At 65.3% G+C, this 15,439-nt stretch carries 20 protein-coding genes; 10 read left to right on the forward strand and 10 right to left on the reverse strand.

Going from position 1 to position 15,439, the window contains the following annotated elements:
* Positions 1–113: 113 nt before the first annotated feature.
* Positions 114–758 carry a PilZ domain-containing protein gene (locus tag J0J06_RS08275; RefSeq protein WP_294040974.1) on the forward strand — a complete coding sequence of 215 codons (645 nt, stop codon included), beginning with the start codon at positions 114–116 and terminating at the stop codon, positions 756–758.
* Between the two features lie 9 nt (positions 759–767).
* Here J0J06_RS08275 and J0J06_RS08280 read toward each other — a convergent pair whose 3' ends face one another.
* Positions 768–1,163: a MerR family DNA-binding protein gene (locus J0J06_RS08280; RefSeq protein WP_294040976.1), complete on the reverse strand. Its 396-nt coding sequence runs from the start codon at positions 1,161–1,163 to the stop codon at positions 768–770.
* A 41-nt stretch (positions 1,164–1,204) separates the two neighbouring features.
* On the opposite strand from J0J06_RS08280, the gene J0J06_RS08285 reads away from it, so the two are divergent.
* Genes J0J06_RS08285 through J0J06_RS08300 form a run of 4 tightly spaced genes read left to right on the forward strand, consistent with a single transcriptional unit; the run spans position 1,205 to position 5,302 of the window.
* Positions 1,205–1,942: a glutaredoxin gene (locus tag J0J06_RS08285; protein WP_294040978.1), complete on the forward strand. Its 738-nt coding sequence runs from the start codon at positions 1,205–1,207 to the stop codon at positions 1,940–1,942.
* On the forward strand, positions 1,939–3,504 hold the full coding sequence (locus J0J06_RS08290) for a hypothetical protein (protein WP_294040980.1): 1,566 nt from the start codon (positions 1,939–1,941) through the stop codon (positions 3,502–3,504). The genes J0J06_RS08285 and J0J06_RS08290 overlap by 4 nt, the downstream gene beginning before the upstream one ends.
* Before the next feature lie 44 nt (positions 3,505–3,548).
* Complete coding sequence (locus J0J06_RS08295; RefSeq protein WP_294040982.1) at positions 3,549–4,844, forward strand: nucleotide pyrophosphatase/phosphodiesterase family protein; 1,296 nt, start codon at positions 3,549–3,551, stop codon at positions 4,842–4,844.
* Positions 4,845–4,852: 8 nt separating this feature from the next.
* Complete coding sequence (locus J0J06_RS08300) at positions 4,853–5,302, forward strand: MaoC family dehydratase (protein WP_294042430.1); 450 nt, start codon at positions 4,853–4,855, stop codon at positions 5,300–5,302.
* A 10-nt stretch (positions 5,303–5,312) separates the two neighbouring features.
* Here the strand turns inward: J0J06_RS08300 and J0J06_RS08305 are convergent, their stop codons facing one another.
* The 4 genes from J0J06_RS08305 to petA all read right to left on the reverse strand — a co-directional run bounded on the left by J0J06_RS08305 (position 5,313) and on the right by petA (position 8,588).
* Positions 5,313–5,711 (reverse strand): hypothetical protein, encoded by a 399-nt coding sequence (locus J0J06_RS08305; RefSeq protein ID WP_294040984.1) that lies wholly within the window; start codon positions 5,709–5,711, stop codon positions 5,313–5,315.
* Between the two features lie 127 nt (positions 5,712–5,838).
* A complete protein-coding gene (locus tag J0J06_RS08310; protein WP_294040986.1) occupies positions 5,839–6,699 on the reverse strand; it encodes a cytochrome c1 in 861 nt (286 codons plus the stop codon).
* A gap of 25 nt (positions 6,700–6,724) precedes the next feature.
* Positions 6,725–7,999: a cytochrome b N-terminal domain-containing protein gene (locus tag J0J06_RS08315; protein ID WP_294040988.1), complete on the reverse strand. Its 1,275-nt coding sequence runs from the start codon at positions 7,997–7,999 to the stop codon at positions 6,725–6,727.
* Positions 8,000–8,015: 16 nt separating this feature from the next.
* On the reverse strand, positions 8,016–8,588 hold the full coding sequence (gene petA / locus J0J06_RS08320; RefSeq protein ID WP_294040990.1) for a ubiquinol-cytochrome c reductase iron-sulfur subunit: 573 nt from the start codon (positions 8,586–8,588) through the stop codon (positions 8,016–8,018).
* Positions 8,589–8,741: 153 nt separating this feature from the next.
* On the opposite strand from petA, the gene J0J06_RS08325 reads away from it, so the two are divergent.
* The gene (locus J0J06_RS08325; protein WP_294040992.1) at positions 8,742–9,191 is read left to right on the forward strand and encodes a tRNA (cytidine(34)-2'-O)-methyltransferase; all 450 of its coding nucleotides are present in this window, start codon (positions 8,742–8,744) and stop codon (positions 9,189–9,191) included.
* Positions 9,188–10,030 carry an oxygen-dependent coproporphyrinogen oxidase gene (gene hemF / locus J0J06_RS08330; RefSeq protein WP_294040994.1) on the forward strand — a complete coding sequence of 281 codons (843 nt, stop codon included), beginning with the start codon at positions 9,188–9,190 and terminating at the stop codon, positions 10,028–10,030. The genes J0J06_RS08325 and hemF overlap by 4 nt, the downstream gene beginning before the upstream one ends.
* Here hemF and J0J06_RS08335 read toward each other — a convergent pair.
* Positions 10,017–10,754, reverse strand: coding sequence for a hypothetical protein (locus tag J0J06_RS08335; protein ID WP_294040996.1), 738 nt, complete (start codon positions 10,752–10,754; stop codon positions 10,017–10,019). The genes hemF and J0J06_RS08335 overlap by 14 nt on opposite strands.
* Positions 10,751–11,572, reverse strand: coding sequence for a hypothetical protein (locus J0J06_RS08340; RefSeq protein WP_294040998.1), 822 nt, complete (start codon positions 11,570–11,572; stop codon positions 10,751–10,753). Before J0J06_RS08340 ends, J0J06_RS08335 begins: the two co-directional genes overlap by 4 nt.
* A 101-nt stretch (positions 11,573–11,673) precedes the next feature.
* Here J0J06_RS08340 and lipB point away from each other — a divergent pair, with 101 nt between their 5' ends.
* The 3 genes from lipB to J0J06_RS08355 all read left to right on the forward strand — a co-directional run bounded on the left by lipB (position 11,674) and on the right by J0J06_RS08355 (position 13,509).
* Entirely contained in the window at positions 11,674–12,330 is a 657-nt protein-coding gene (gene lipB, locus J0J06_RS08345) for a lipoyl(octanoyl) transferase LipB (protein WP_294040999.1), read from the forward strand.
* Between the two features lie 90 nt (positions 12,331–12,420).
* The gene (locus tag J0J06_RS08350) at positions 12,421–12,648 is read left to right on the forward strand and encodes a hypothetical protein (RefSeq protein ID WP_294041001.1); all 228 of its coding nucleotides are present in this window, start codon (positions 12,421–12,423) and stop codon (positions 12,646–12,648) included.
* Between the two features lie 201 nt (positions 12,649–12,849).
* A complete protein-coding gene (locus tag J0J06_RS08355; protein ID WP_294041003.1) occupies positions 12,850–13,509 on the forward strand; it encodes a hypothetical protein in 660 nt (219 codons plus the stop codon).
* 18 nt (positions 13,510–13,527) lie between these two features.
* On the opposite strand, the gene queE is transcribed toward J0J06_RS08355, so the two are convergent.
* The 3 genes from queE to J0J06_RS08370 form a co-directional block, all read right to left on the reverse strand.
* The gene (queE, locus tag J0J06_RS08360) at positions 13,528–14,169 is read right to left on the reverse strand and encodes a 7-carboxy-7-deazaguanine synthase (RefSeq protein ID WP_294041004.1); all 642 of its coding nucleotides are present in this window, start codon (positions 14,167–14,169) and stop codon (positions 13,528–13,530) included.
* Positions 14,169–14,894 carry a 7-cyano-7-deazaguanine synthase QueC gene (gene queC, locus J0J06_RS08365; protein ID WP_294041006.1) on the reverse strand — a complete coding sequence of 242 codons (726 nt, stop codon included), beginning with the start codon at positions 14,892–14,894 and terminating at the stop codon, positions 14,169–14,171. Before queC ends, queE begins: the two co-directional genes overlap by 1 nt.
* 130 nt (positions 14,895–15,024) lie before the next feature.
* Positions 15,025–15,435 (reverse strand): hypothetical protein, encoded by a 411-nt coding sequence (locus tag J0J06_RS08370; protein ID WP_294041008.1) that lies wholly within the window; start codon positions 15,433–15,435, stop codon positions 15,025–15,027.
* Between the last annotated feature and the right edge of the window lie 4 nt (positions 15,436–15,439).

Genomic DNA, 15,439 nt, shown 5'->3' on the forward strand with positions numbered 1-15,439 from the left:
ACGAACGGCCCGCCAATTTTCGCGCCATTTAGCGGATAAAGGCCCGTTAACCAAGAAAAGTTGCCAACAATCAAAGCTTTGCTGCTATATAGTGCCCAGGCTGGAGAAAGCACGTGGCAGCAGATCTTTTGCCAAAGCGGAAGAGTGTCGCTTCAAAAGCGGGAGCGCCGATAGGCGACCAGCGTGCCGACGACCGTCATCGCACGGTGCTGCAGGTCGCGAGGATCGAGACCGTGCACGGCGACGAACTGTGCATCTTGCGAAACGTTTCAGCCGGCGGATTGCGCGCCAACGTCTATCGAGAGGTGGCGGTGGGGGAGCCGGTGCGCTTCGAACTCAGAACAGGCCGCGCCGTCGCGGGACGTGTCGTCTGGGTCGATGGCTCGGCGATCGGCGTCCAGTTCGACCGCAAGGTGCCAATCCTCGCCTATCTCGCACACCAGGCGATCGAGGAACTGGGGCGTCGCGTTCGCTCCCCGCGCATCGATATCGGCGAGCGCGCCGTGATGCGCGTCGAGGACCGGGAATTCGAGGTCGAGATCATCAACGCGTCGCAAGCCGGCATGCGGATTCGCACTGATCGCATGCTGGTTGTAGGCAGCGCATGCAAGATCGTCGCCGATGGGCTGGGCGAACGCGGCGCGACGATACGCTGGTGTCACGACGGCCAGGCCGGACTGCAGCTCAAGCAACCGCTGGAGTTTCGCGATTTCGCGTTGTGGCGGACGCGGGGGAAAGCAGACGGTAACCTGCAATAGAGCGCGGCTTCAGCGCTCGAACGCCATGATGATCGGGCAAGGCCCGGCATCCCCCTTCCCGCACTCGCGGGCAAGCTTCGCCAGCGAATCGCGCGCCGTCGTCAGTTCGGCGATCCGCGCATCGAGCGCCGCGATCTGATCCCGCGCCAGTTCCCGCGCCCGTGGCCGATCATCACGCGCGTCGAGATCGAGCAGTTCGGCGATCTGATCGAGCGTGAACCCGGCCGCCTGCGCCGCCCGGATGAAACGCAGTCGCCGCGCATCGTCCGCGCCATAGCGCCGCACGCCGTCATACGGCCCGTCGCGCGCCGGCTCCGCGAGCAACCCGCGCCGCTGGTAATAGCGCACGGTTTCGACCCCCACGTCGCCCGCCGCGGCGAGCCCACCGATCGTCATCCCGTTCATCGCTTGACTCCGTACCATGGTACGGAAGCTATATGGGACGCATGGCGAACGAATCAAAGCATGCGACGCTCTATCGCATGGTCATGCCGGAGCACGTCTGTCCGTACGGGATCAAGTCGAAATGGCTGCTCGAACGGCACGGTTACACGGTCGATGACCATTGGCTGCGCACCCGCGCGGGGACCGACGCGTTCAAGGCTGAGCATCACGTCGAAACCACGCCGCAGACGTTCATCGATGGGCGGCGGGTCGGCGGGAACAACGATCTGCGCCGTTTCTTCGGACAGCACGTCCCGGCCAAAGGCGCGAGCTACATCCCCGTCATCGCGGTGTTCGGGATGGCGGCGGCAATGGCGCTGGCGACTAGCTTTGCCGCCTATGGCTCACCGCTGACGGTGCGTGCGGGCGAGTGGTTCGTGTCGTTCGCGATGTGCCTGCTCGCGATGCTCAAGCTGCAGGATGTCGAGACATTCTCGACGATGTTCCTCAACTACGACCTGCTCGCGCGGCGCTGGGTGCCCTATGGTTATGCCTATCCGTTCCTGGAGGGTCTGGCCGGGGTGCTGATGGCGGCGGGGACAGTGATGTCGCTGTCGGTCCCGGTCGCGGCGTTCATCGGGTCGGTCGGCGCGGCGTCGGTGGTGAAGGCGGTCTATATCGACAGGAGATCCATCAAGTGCGCGTGCGTCGGGGGTTCAAGCAACGTGCCGCTGGGGTTCGTGTCGCTGACCGAGAATGTGATGATGGTCGCGATGGCGGCGTGGATGGTGGTCAAGTGAGGCGCGCCGTATTCCTGTTCTGCTCCGCCGCGCTGCCGCTCCCTGCGGTGGCGCAGTCGATGCCGGGCATGCCGGGGATGGACATGCCCGCGAAGCCCGCCGCGAAGCCCAAGCCCAAAACGGCGCCCGCTCCCCGATCGGCCCCGGCGCCGCGTATAGCGCCAAAAGCGAAACCAGCGCCCAAAACTCCAGCGCAGCCAAAGCCGGAGCCGCAACCCGCGCCCGCGATAGGCGTGCCGCCGGAGCCAGCGCCGACGGCTGCTCCGCCCGCCGATCCTGCTATGCCCGGCATGGACATGACGCCGCCCGCCCCGCCTTCCCCTGCTCCCCTCACGCCTTCCACCCCCGCCCCTGCCCCTGCCCCTGCCCCTGCCCCCGCGCCCATGGCCGGGATGGACATGAGCGGCGGCAAGGCGATGAACGACATGCCGGGCGAAGGATCGGGCACGTCGCGCCTGCCTGCGATCGGCGGCGGCATGACCGGCCTCCACGTCATGGCCGGCGGGTGGATGCTGATGCTCCACGGCTATGCCTGGGGCGTCTATACCGATCAGAGTGGGCCGCGCGGCGACCGTTCCGGGTTCGTGTCGTCGATGGCGATGGCCGAGGCGCAGCGCGACCTGGGCACCGGCGGCGCGACGCTCAAGCTGATCACGATGCTCAGCCTCGACCCGTTGATGGGCAAGCGCGGCTATCCCAGCCTGTTCGCGACGGGGGAGACCGCCGATGGCGTCACCCCGCTGATCGACCGCCAGCACCCGCACGATCTGTTCATGGAATTGTCCGCGCGCGTCTCCGTCCCGATCAGCGCGAACATCGACGTGTTCGTCTATGGCGGGCCGGTCGCTGAGCCGGCGCTGGGCCCCTCCGCCTTCATGCATCGCAACTCGGCCAAGTATCTGCCGCTCGCGCCGATCACGCACCATTGGTTCGACAGCACGCACATCACGTTCGGCGTCGTGACGATCGGGCTGAACAGCACGCGCTGGCAGATCGAGGGATCGGCGTTTCGTGGACGCGAGCCCGACCAGTATCGCTGGGATATCGAGCGGCCCGCGCTCGACTCGTGGAGCTTGCGCGCGACGTGGAACCCCTCACCCAACTGGTCCGCACAGGCTAGCTATGGGCGATTGAAAAGCCCCGAGGCGCTCGAACCCGGCATCGACGAGGCGCGCACCACGGCGAGCGTGCAATATGCCAGCGGCGGGTTTTCCGCGCTGGCTGGCTTCTCGGTCAAGAACCGCGTGCCCGGACGATCGCTGACCGCGTGGATCGGCGAGGCGAACTGGGACCTGGGCAAGCATCACAGCCTGTTCGGCCGGATCGAGAATGTCGCCAATGACGAACTGTTCCCCGACCATGCCGACCCGCTGCACGACCGCCCGTTTCGCGTCACGCGTGGCGAACTCGGCTATGCCTATCGCCTCAAGCTGGTCGGCCCCGTGGAAGCGGCGATCGGCGGCAGTGGTTTCCTGATCGCCCGGCCGCGCGTGCTCGACGCCGCCTATGGCCGGTCGCCCGGCGGCTGGACCGGGTTCGTCAAATTGAGCCTTGGCGGATAGGGGCGAATTCCGGCATGGCGGCGGCGTCATATCGGGAGTCGGTAATGCGCTGGATCGCTCGAGCCTTTAGTCTTGCCGCGGCGGCCACGCTCGGCGCGTGCAGCACGACGCCCCCGCCGGTCCTTGCCGCCGCCCCGCCCGCGCCCGTCGCGACACCCCAGGCCGAAACGCGCGCGCCCGTCACGATCCTGGTGTCGATCGACGGCTTCAGGCCCGATTATCTCGATCGCGGGGCCACGCCCAACCTCAACGCGCTGGCCGCCGCGGGGATCAGCGCGGCGATGCGGCCGAGCTATCCGTCCAAGACCTTTCCGAACCACTGGACGATCGTCACCGGACTGCGCCCCGACCGCACCGGGATCGTCGCGAACAAGATGAAGGACGCGGCGCGGCCAGACGAGACCTTCACGATGGCGTCGGACGATCCGTTCTGGTGGAACGCCGCCGAGCCGATCTGGGTGACGGCGGAAAAGGCCGGCATCCGCACCGGCACGGGGTTCTGGCCCGGCTCGAACGTCGCCTGGGGCGGCGAGAAGGCGAAGGAATGGCCCAACGAGCTGACCGGTGGCGTGCGGCCGACCGACTGGACTCAGTTCAACCAGGCGATCAGCGACCGCCAGCGCGTCGACATGGCGATCGACTGGCTGCGTCGCCCTGCGGCGAATCGGCCCCAATTCGTGACGCTGTATTTCGACGAGGTCGATACCGCCGGTCACGAATATGGCCCCTTCGACGCAAGGACGACGGCGGCGGTGGCGGCGGCCGATGCCGCGATCGGGCGGCTGCGCGAAGGACTTGCCGCGCTCGGCCAGCCCGCCAATCTCGTCATTGTCGCCGACCACGGCATGGCGCCGATCGCCGACGACCGCGTGATCGTGCTCGATAAATTCAGCAACGTCGACGATTATGACGTGGTCGAGGACGGCGTCTATGCCTCGATCAACCCCAAGCCCGGCAAGACCGCCACGGTCGAAAAGGCGCTGCTCGGCGCGCACGGCCCGCACCTGACCTGTTACCGCAAGGCAGAGGTGCCGGAGCGCTTCCACTACGGCAAGAATCCGCGCGTGCCCGCGATCCTGTGCATGCCCGACGACGGCTGGACGGTGGTGCTGCATCCGCCGAAGCACAAAGTCGAAGGCGGCGCGCACGGCTACGACAATTTCGCGCCCGACATGCTGGCGCTATTTATCGCGAGCGGTCCAGCAATCAGGCCGCTTGGCAAGCTGGCGACGTTCGACAATGTCGACATCGCGCCGCTACTGCGCGATCTGCTCGGCTTGCCGGCGGGTCAGAATCTCGACGGCGACGACGCCCCGTTTCGCGCGGCGCTCGGCAAATGAGCGGCGGTCTGCGTTATTTCGAGGACCTGGAGGTCGGCTCGAAGGCGAGTTTCGGCGCCTATGAAGTGACGCGCGAGGAAGTCGTCGCGTTCGCCGAAAAATATGATCCGCAGCCCTTCCATCTGTCCGATGAGGCCGCCGCGCAGACCTTTTTCGGGCGTCTGTCGGCATCAGGCTGGCACACCGCGGCGATGACCATGCGGATGACGGTCGATTATTTCCGCGAGCATCGCCAAGCGGGCCTAGGATCGCCAGGAATCGACGAACTCAAATGGCTGCGCCCGGTCTATCCCGGCGACACGCTGCGCTGCGAGACCGAAATGCTCGAAAAGCGCCTGTCCGCGAGCCGCCCCGGCATGGGCATCACCAAGGTGCGGACAACCGTGTTCAACCAGCACGACCAGCCCGTGATGACCTTCGTCGCCAACGGGCTGATCCGCACGCGGCCGGTGGAATAGACTCGCGGGCTTAGCGCCGCCCGCGATTGCCACTGCCGCGCCAGCGATAACCGTCGCCACCGCCACGTGACGGGCCGCGATCGAACCCGCGCCATTCGTCGCGCCGGCCCTGCCCGCTCCATCCGCTCCCGCGATTTTCCCAATAACGCCGCTGGCTGTCGTTCCAGCGCATCGGACGGCGGTTGCGATCGTACACGTAATAGCCGGTGCCGGGGTAATAATAGCCGCCATACCAACCATAATAAGGCATGCCGTACGCGCCGTCGTAGAAGTCGCTGTAATAGCCGCGGCCGTAATAACCCGGCGCGCCATAACCGACACTTACACTCGAATAGCCATAGCGGTCATCAACGCACCCGGTAAGTGCGGCGAGCGACACGGCGCCGATCGCGATCATCCGAAGTCTCATCGTCCGTCTCCATACACGAGGACACACGGCAAAACGCCCCGTGACCAAGACGAAACGGGCCCGCGAACGGCTGGTTCCGCTCGCGGGCCCGGTATCGGTCGAGGGAGCGGCGCCCGGCCGCCCCGGATCAATGCTTCACGTCGCGCCAGACGTTGCGATACGCGCCGTAGGCGAGTGCCGCCGAGATCAGCATGAAGATGACCGCGAAGAAGCCGTACTGGTGCCGCTTCTCCAAGTTCGGATCGCCCGCCCACACCAGGAACGCAGCGACGTCACGCGCCATGTTGTTGACCGTCGGCTTGGTGCCATCGGCGTACTGGACCTGACCTTCCGAGGTCAGCGGCGGCGGCATTGCGACGTTGAGGTTCGCGAAATACGGATTGAAGTGCAGGCCGTTGGGCGTCTTCAGGTCGGGGAACGCCTTCAGGATTTCTTTGCCCTCGGCGTTCTTGTAGGTCGCCTGATCCTTGTATCCGGTCAGCAGCGAATAGACGTAGTCAGCCCCGCCATGCCGTGACCGCGTGATGTAGCTGAGATCGGGCGGGATGGCGTTATTGTTCGCCGCGCGCGCCGCGATGTCATTCGCGAACGCCAGCGGGAAGCGGTCGGCCGGCACGCCCTTGCGCGTCGCGGGTTCGCCGGTGTCCGGGTTGACGGTCGGGATGTTCTCGTATCCGGCGGCAATCGCCTTCACTTGCCCTTCGCTATAGCCGATGCCTTCGAGGTCCCGGAATGCGACGAAGCGGAGCGAGTGACACGCCGAACAGACTTCCTTGTAGACCTGGAAGCCGCGCTGCAGCTGTTGCTTGTCGAACTTGCCCAGGATGCCATCCGAACGCAGATTCGCCGGGCGCGGATGGAGGTGGAACTCCTCCTCAGCGGTCGGCGCCGGCGGATCGGTGATCAGGCCGGCAACCGACCCGTAGAGAGCGATCGCGAGGACCAGGGCGAAACCCGCCCCGATCACGAAAGCAATTGCGCGAACCATATCTCGATTATCCCCTATAGCTCGCTCAGTGCGCCGCCGCCGCGCCGCCATGCTTGGCCAGCACTGCCTCGGTAATGGAATTGGGCAGCGGCGCGGGCCGCTCACTGCGCGCGATCATCGGCAGGACGACCAGGAAGTGCAGGAAGTAATACGCCGCACAGATCTGGCTCAGGATGATATAGACCGGAGCGGCCGGCGAACCGCCGCAATAGCCCAGGATCAGCACATCGACGACCAGCACCCAGAACGCGATCCGCGCCTTGGGCCGATACTTGTTCGACCGCACCGGCGAACTGTCCAGCCACGGCAGGAAGAACAGCAGCAGGATCGACCCGAACATCGCGAGCACGCCCCACAGCTTCGCCGGCAGGATGAAGTCCGCGGTGAAGGCGCGCAGGATCGCGTAGAACGGCCAGAAATACCATTCAGGCACGATGTGCGCGGGCGTCGCCAGCGGGTTTGCCGGGATGTAATTGTCGGGGTGCCCCAGATAATCGGGGAAGTAGAAGATCAGCACCGAGAACAAGGCCAGGAACAGCAGCAGCCCGAACCCGTCCTTCGCGGTGTAGTACGGGTGGAACGGCACCGTATCCTGCTCGCCCTTCACATCGACGCCCTCGGGGTTGCTCGACCCCGGAATGTGCAGCGCCCAGATGTGCAGGATGATGACGCCCGCGATCACGAACGGCAGCAGGTAATGGAGCGAGAAGAAGCGGTTGAGCGCGGCGTCGTCCGGCGCATAGCCGCCGAGCAGCCACACGCGGATCGCGTCCCCCACCCACGGAATCGCCGAGAAGAAGCCGGTGATGACCTGCGCGCCCCAGAAGCTCATCTGGCCCCAGGGGAGCACATAGCCCATGAACGCGGTCGCCATCATCAGCAGGAAGATGACCACGCCGAGCAGCCACACCATCTCACGCGGGGCCTTGTACGATCCGTAGTACAGCCCGCGGAAGATGTGGGTGTAGACGACGATGAAGAACATCGACGCGCCGTTGGCATGCGCATAGCGCAGGAACCAGCCGGCGTTGACGTCGCGCATGATCGTGCCGTTGACCGAATCGAACGCGCTCGCCGCCGACGAGTGGAAGTGCATCGCGAGAACGATGCCGGTGACGATCTGCACCGCCAGCGCGGCGCCCGCGAGCACGCCGAAATTCCACCAGTAATTGAGGTTGCGCGGCACCGGATAACCCGCGCCGACCGCGTTGTAGACGAGCCGCGGCAACGGCAGCTTCTCGTCCACCCACCGCATCAGCGGCGCCTTCGGTTCGTATTGCTTGGCCCAGGGGAAGCTCATAATTCTCTATACCCCCTCAGCCGACCAGCACGGTGGTCGGCGACGTGAACTTGTAATCGGGAACGGCGAGGTTCAGCGGCGCCGGACCCAGGCGGATGCGCGCCGCCGTGTCGTATTGCGAACCGTGGCACGGGCAGAAATAGCCGCCGAACTTGCCGCGATTGTCGCCTTCATTGATGCCCAGCGGAATGCAGCCGAGATGGGTGCACACGCCGAGAGTGATCAGCCAGTTCTTGTGGCCTTCCTTGGTCCGCTGTTCGAGCGTCTGCGGATCGCGCAGCGACGACACCGGCACCGCATCGGCCTCGGCGATTTCCTTCAGCGTCAGGTTGCGGACGAACAAGGGCTGCTTGCGGAACGTCGTGATGACGCCCTGACCCGGCGCGATCTTCGACAGGTCGATCTCGGTGGTCGATTGCGCCAGCACGTCCGCCGACGGACTCATCTGGTTGATCAGCGGCACTAATACCGCGATCCCACCGCCCACCGCCGGAAACGCGACCGCGGCGATGTTCAGAAAGTCGCGTCGGCGCGGATCGCTTACGGTGTCGGGCGACTCACCCGGATTCAAAACAGTGTCGGTCGCCATTCAGCAAAGCCCTATCAAAACTAGCGCACGTCAAACCTGGCGGTGGAGCGCTTTTAACGGCATGGGAGTGCCACGCCCACCGGAACGCCCCCGTCCCCACGGAAGCTGCGGGCCTGATAGACATGGCGACGCCGCTTTGCCAACGGCTTTTTGATGCGAATAGCGCTCTACCAGCCTGACATTGCCGGGAACGTGGGCACGATCCTGCGGCTGGGGGCGTGCATGGGCGCCGGCGTCGACCTGATCGAGCCGATGGGGTTCGCGTTCGGTGACCGCGCGATGGTGCGCGCGGGAATGGATTATGCGGGGCAGGCGGAGGTGGTGCGCCATGCAGACTGGGACGCGTTCATGGCGCAACTGAGCGGGCGGCTGGTGCTGTTGACGACCAGGGCGGCGACGTCCTTGCCCGCGGCGCGGTTCGAAGCGGACGACGTGCTGCTGTTCGGCAGCGAGAGCGCAGGCGTGCCGGACGCCGTCCACGACCGCGCCGACCTGCGCATCTCGATCCCGATGCGGGCGGGATTTCGCTCCTTGAACGTCGCGGTGTCAGCGGCGATGGCGCTCGGCGAAGCATTACGACAAACCCAAGGATGGCCGGAATGATCGAACTCGACACCGAACAGGATATGGCGCGGCAGTGGTTCGAGCATCTGCGCGACATGATCTGCGCCGAGTTCGAGGCGATCGAACGCGAGGCGGGATCAGACGCGGCGTTCGACTATACGCCCTGGGACCGAGTCGATCCTTCCGGCGAACCGGGCGGCGGCGGCGTGCGCGGGGTGATGAAGGGCCGCGTGTTCGAAAAGGTCGGGGTCAATGTCTCGACCGTCGGCGGCACGTTCGAGGGCGACTTCGCCAAGTCGATCAATGGCGCAGGCGAGGATCCGCGCTTCTTCGCCACCGGCGTTTCGCTCGTCGCGCACATGGCCAACCCGCACGTCCCCGCCGTCCATATGAACACGCGGTTCCTGGTCACGACCAAGCGCTGGTTTGGGGGGGGCGCGGACCTCAACCCGCCGTTGCCAGTTGCGGCGGACACCGACGATTTCCACGCCACGTTGAAGGCGGCGTGCGACGCGCACGACCCGGGGCATTATTCCCGCTTCAAGCAATGGGCGGACGACTATTTCTACATTCGGCACCGCAAGGTCCATCGCGGCGTCGGCGGCATTTTCTACGATCATCTGGAGGGCGATTTCGCGGCGAACTTCGCGTTCACGCAGGATGTCGGCCGTGCGTTTCTCGACGCATTCCCGCGCATCGTGCGGCGGCGGATGGGCGATCCGTTCACCGATGCCGATCTGGCGACGATGCACGAATGGCGCGGGCGCTATGCCGAATTCAACCTGGTCTATGACCGGGGAACGTTGTTCGGGCTCAAGACCGGCGGCAATATAGACGCGATCCTGATGAGCCTGCCCCCCGTCGCTACCTGGAGCTGAGCCGGCGCCAGGCCGCGACCTGGGCCAGGGCCAGCGCGATCGCGGCTAGCGCGCTGACCGTGCTGCCAGCGATATCGACGATCGCTCGCGCGATCGGGTTCGGCGCGTTGACGGTCAGCCAAGTATCGATTGCGTCTAGCGGCGATTGTGCGAGATAGCCCCCCAGCAGGACGATCATGAAGGTTCCGGTCAGCGTGAAGGTATAACCGCGCGTCAGCGCGAAGCTGCGCGCGATCGCGGCGAACGGGTTCGACTGCCGCTCCGCGATCATCACCGGCCCCACCAGCGACAGCCGCGCGAGCACGAAGAAGTAACCGATGACGAACGCGGCGATGCCGAGCGCGGACAGCAACGACACGCACACGATCGCGACGAAATAAAGTGGGAGCCAGCCGAGCGCGCTGCGCAGAGCCGCCCGCAGATCTGGGCGATTTCGGTCGAGATACAGGACGATGATGGTCAGCGCCCCGAAATTGGCGACGATCTGGACCAGCAACAGCCAGGCCGCATTGGCACTCATCCAGTTGACGAACACGATGAATCGGCCGTTCTGATCGTCGGCCGGCAGCAGGTCGAGCGCATGCGCCAGCTGCGGCTCGAGCAGCAAAGCAACCGCCAGCGCCGACAATAGCATGAAGACCGAGCCGATCCGCGTCAGGATGTCACGATCCGCTCGCCACAGCGACCAGGCATCGGCAATCAGGGTCGAAACGGTCGGCCTCACGCGGCGGGCACGCCCTCGCGGGCAGTGATCGCGGCGCGGTAAAGCTTGGCGGAAAAGGCCGCGACAATCAGCGTGAACGCCGTCGTCACCAGCCCGCTCAGGATCGCGACCAGAATCCGGCCGATCGAAAAAGGCGACGTCATATCGGTAACCAGCCCTAGCACCACGCCTATCCCTGACGTGACAGCCGCGTTCGCGACCAGATAGACGATGCCGAACAGCAACCACACGCCGATCATCTTCCAGACCATGCCGCGCGACAGCGCCCAGGCCCGCCTGATCGCGGCGACCACCCCGCCCTCGGCGAGGATCACCGGATAGAGAAGCGCCAGTCGAGTCGTGATGACCAGGATCGCCACGCCTAGCAGCAGTGCATATATCCAGACGAACGTCGCGGCGCCACGAGACACATTTGCTTGCATCATGCCGCCATTGCGCAGTGCCAACAGATCGACGCCGCTGGCGGCCAACACGCCGATCACCGGCAAAGCCAGAATCGCGAGTACGATGAACACGATCAGCATCGCGACCACGGCGCGGCCGAAACTGCCGGTCGCCGCCGCCATCGCGCGCGCCCGTCCGCCGTCGGGATCGAGCGCCAGCGCCGCGACGGCGAGTTGCCCCCACATCGTTATCAGCGCGCAGAGCAGGGCATAACCCTGAACGATCATCTGATTGATCGCGCCCGTCGCGCCGCCCACCAACACATTGATTGCGCTGGGCAGCAATATGGCCAGCAACACGACCGGCAACAGGGCGCGCATGTTGGCGCTCAGGAACTCGGATGTCCGGTCCCAGACATTGCCCATATTGACCATCGATCCGACCCCGCGAATTGCCTGTCACGCCGCTCTAGCGGAGTGCCTTATGCTTGCCAATCACTTGCGCCGCGCCACGTCGCGGGAGTAGCGCGCCGACCATGATCCCCGACGACATCGAATGGCGCGTCTCCGCCGGCCTGACGCCCTATGCCGAGAGCCTGGCGGAGATGGAGGCGCGTGTCGCGGCGGTCGCGGGGGCGGAGGCGCGCGAACTGGTGTGGCTGCTCGAACATCCGCCGGTCTATACGGCGGGCACCAGCGCCGACCCCGCCGAACTGATCGATCCGCGCTTCCCGGTGTTCGACACCGGGCGCGGCGGGCGCTACACCTATCATGGGCCGGGCCAGCGGGTGGGTTACTTGGTGCTCGACCTCGACAAGCGCGGGCGCGACGTGCGGTGCTTCGTCCATGCGTTGGAGCATTGGCTGATTGCGACGCTCGGCGATCTCGGCATTGCCGCGCGCGCGGAACCGGGGCGGGTCGGGATATGGACGGGCGAAGGGGCGGCCGAGGCGAAGATCGGCGCGATCGGCGTACGCGTGAAGCGCTGGGTCACGATGCATGGCTTTTCAGTCAACCTCGACCCCGATCTATCGCATTTCGGCGGCATCGTGCCCTGCGGATTGCCCGATTATCCCGTGACGAGTGCTGCCGCGTTGGGGCTGCCGATCGCCCCCGCCTTTTTCGACGCGGCGCTGGCCGCGCGACTGCCGGCTTTTCTGGCCGCCCTTGCCTGCACGCGAAAAGCGGCTTGAGCGAAACGATATTACCGATTAATGTCCACCTCGATTTGGGTATTAAGGCCGGAAAAAGCCGACCAAATCCTTTATCTAGGGAGCTTCCAAATGCGTTCTTTCATCATCAAGGGCAGCATGATCGCGGCCGCTGCGCTGGCGATCTCGGCTTGCGCGAAGACCGAAACCACCAACACCGTCACCGAGCTGAACACCACGGAGACGATGAACGACACGATGACGACGTCTGACGCCGGCATGAACGATGCGGGTGCGATGGCCAACGACACCATGACCACCAGCAACACCACCACGACGACCACCACCAACGCGATGTAATTCGCCTGGTGGTCCGCCCCTTTCAGGGTCGGATGATCGGTTGGAGGGCCGTTCGCTTAGGCGAGCGGCCCTTTCGATTCATGGCCGGTTCATGGTGGCGCGGCCCTGTTGCGTTTTGCCGCAGCAAAGAGGCAAAAGCACTTGGGCGGACGGGGAAATTTCCCTAAACATCGGGGCACACAAGGGTTCGAAGGGATGAGGATGAAAATGCGTATCATGGCGAGCGTTATGCTTGCCGCCGGCCTGTTCGCCGGCTCACCGGCGTCCGCGCAGTTTTTCATGAAATCCTACGACTTCCGCGGCACTCCCGTCACTGGGCTGGAGCCGGAACTCGGCATGCCGTTGCCGGGCGCCACCCCGGCGGAAATCCGCGCCGGGCTGGTATGGAACCTGCGCGCCGCGCTCAACGTCGCCGCCTTGCAATGCGATTTCTCGCCGATGCTGCAGACGGTCGATCACTACAATGCGCTGCTCAAGGACCATTCCGCTGAACTGAAGGCGGCGTTCGACACGCTCAACGCCTATTTCATCCGTACCGCCAAGACCAAGGCGGCGGGCCTAACGGCGTTCGACCGATTCGGCACGCGCACCTATTCGGCGTTCGCGACCGTCCAGGCACAATTCGGTTTCTGCCAGACTGCCAGCAAGATCGGCACCGAAGTGATCTTCGCGCCGCGCGGCCAGATGGGCGACGTAGCGGTCAACTACATGCGCGAAATGCGCAACAGCCTGGTCCCCTATGGCGAGCAGCAATTCCCGCGCGCCTTTTCGTCGCGAACGTATCTGTTCATCCCCGACTTCCAGCCGAGCTGCTGGCGCAAGGGGAAATACAATGTGAGCTATTGCGGCAAGAAGAAGTAGGCCGGCGCCGACCGCGCATCAGCGCAAACCCAGTCGCTTGTGCGCCTGTAGCGTCAGGCGCCAGCGCGGTCGCTCCATCACCACCCCGATCGCCGCCGCCTCGCTCGCGGCATTGCCCGCCGCATCGCCAGTGTCGAGCGGCTGGATCAGAAGATGGTCGAAATCCCAGGTTTCGATCGTATCGAGGTCGCTGCCACGCTGCGGCCAGACCAATTTGAGTTCGTTGCCGCGCCGCTGAACCACCTCGCTGCCCGCCTTGGGGCTGATGCACACCCAGTCGATGCCGGGATGCGCGGGCAAGGTGCCGTTGCTTTCCATCGCGATCGTGAACCCTTGCTCATGGAGGGCGTCGATCAGGGCGTCGTCGATCTGCAGCATCGGCTCGCCGCCGGTCAGCACGCAGAACCGCTCCGCGCGATCCGGCCCCCAGAAGCCGGCGGCAGCCGCCGCCAGCGCCTCGGCATCGGCGAAGCGCGCCCCGCCTTGGCCGTCGGTACCCACGAAATCGGTATCGCAGAACTGACAGACCGCTGAGGCGCGATCCTGTTCGCGCCCCGACCACAGGTTGCACCCGGCAAAGCGCACGAACACGGCGCGCCGCCCGGCGTTCACGCCCTCGCCCTGGAGCGTGAGGAACATCTCCTTGACGGCGTAGCTCATCAGACGTCCGCGTACAGCGTCGGGTCTTGCACTCCGGCTTCCTCAAACCCCTTGGACCGCAATCGGCAACTGTCGCACAGCCCGCAATGCACCCCGCCCGGCGCTGGGTCATAGCACGACCAGCTCAGCCCCAGGTCGAGCCCGAGCCGCGTGCCCTCGCGCACGATGTCGGCCTTGGTCATGTGCTGCAGCGGGGCGTGGATATGGAAACGGTCGCCCTCGACCCCAGCCTTGGTCGCCAGCGCCGCCATATCCTCGAACGCCGCGACGAATTCGGGGCGGCAATCGGGATAGCCCGAATAATCGAGCGCGTTGACCCCGATCACCAAGTCGCGCGCACCCGCCGCCTCCGCCCAACCGAGCGACAGGCTGAGGAAGATCGTGTTGCGCGCGGGCACGTAGGTAATCGGGATTTCCTGGCCGACTCCGCCCTTCGGCACGTCGATCTCGGCGGTCAGCGCCGACCCGCCAAATGCGCGCAGGTCGAGCGGTAGAACGACGTGCCTCTCCGCCCCCAGCGTGTGCGCGATCCGCCGCGCAGCCGCGAGTTCGATCTGGTGGCGCTGGTTATAGTCGATTGAAAGGGCGAGCAGGCGATAGCCGTCCGCGCGCATCATGGCGGCGGCAACCATGGAATCGAGGCCGCCCGAAATCAGGGCGACCGCCAAGGGCGATGTAGATGACATTGTGACACTGGAGCTAAGCGCTTGGCCTGCGCGCCGCAACCCACCCCAAACAACGGGCCACCTTTTTGCAAAAGGCGGCCCAGTTTGGACGCTTCCATGCGTCAACCGGGGAGAAAGAAGTACTCGTCCGGCCTGACCCGTTTATGCACGGGCGACCTTAAACGCTCGCTTAACGCGCCGGCGGCGCGCAGGGGCCGGCAAACTGCCCCTCGTAACTGCTGTCGAACGGTCGGCCATCGGGCGCGATCCCCTGCGTATCCAGCCGGATCTGGCCGGGTTGCGTCACCGTCACCGTGGTCTTGCCGTATCCACGCGGCCCGCAATTATACTGGATCGTCACCTGGTTCGCCGCATCCACGATCGCGAAACGCGTGCAGGGCGGGCCAGGATGGTTGAACTGGATCAGCCGGAACGGATCGGCGGCGCACACTATGCGCGTATTGACCGCGCCGATTTCCTTGAAATGCCAATCGCCGCGCTGCAGCCCCGTCAGCGCCGCGAATTGCCCGCCGGCGATCGCCGCACCACTTGCCAGCCCGGCCGCCAGCGCGGCCGTTGCGAATCGTTTCCCCCACGTCATGAAC

The sequence above is a fragment of the Sphingomonas sp. genome, from assembly GCF_017304615.1.
Lineage (GTDB): Bacteria > Pseudomonadota > Alphaproteobacteria > Sphingomonadales > Sphingomonadaceae > Sphingomonas.